Here is a 667-nt window from a genome sequence, read left to right as displayed (position 1 = left end):
TACGCGCCCTGCTTCATTGCCGAGTTCAACCGGCGTTTCGGCAAGCCACCGAAGAGCGACTATGACGCGCACCGGCCAATGCGTGCCAATGAAGATCTGCGGCAGATACTCGCCTATCGCGTGCCGCGCAAAGTCACCAACGCGCTAACCGTGCAATACGACCGAGTAATGTACCTGCTGGAGGACTCGCCGGCCAATCGCACCTTGATCCATGAGTACATCGAAGTCGTCGAATATCCCGATGGCACTGTGGAAATACAAGTCGATAAGGTCGCGTTGTCGTGCACGCCGTATGACCGCATTGCGCGCATCGAACAAGGCGCGGAGGTCGAGAACAAACGACTTGCGCAGGCGCTGGAGGTAGCACTGTGCGTACAGGCCAGACGAGACGATCGTCGTGCGTCTGGATCACCCTCGCGAACGCATCGCGGCGAGGAAGTTCTGGCTAAGAAAGCGCTCGTCGGGTTGAAGAAACAGCGCGCGCTTAACCTCGCCGACATCAACGAAGCCATTCTGAAAGTCAGCGCAAAAGCGATGAAGGAACGGGGGGCGGCTGCGCCGCCCCAACCCCAAAAGCCTTAAGAATGAGAGAAATGAAAGATGACGAAACCCGACATTTCTATTTAGCTGGAACCCCGACATCTGAACTTAGCCTCGACATTACATG

1 pseudogene is annotated in these 667 nt (G+C 56.5%); it reads left to right on the top strand.

Features of this window, described 5'->3' with window-relative positions:
• A pseudogene (locus AWB64_RS30610) lies at positions 1-582 on the top strand (ISNCY family transposase); the annotation flags it as partial.
• Positions 583-667: the final 85 nt, after the last annotated feature.

This window comes from Caballeronia sordidicola, from assembly GCF_001544455.2.
Taxonomy (GTDB): Bacteria; Pseudomonadota; Gammaproteobacteria; order Burkholderiales; family Burkholderiaceae; genus Caballeronia; species Caballeronia sordidicola.
This window is presented reverse-complemented; position numbering and strand designations above follow the sequence as displayed.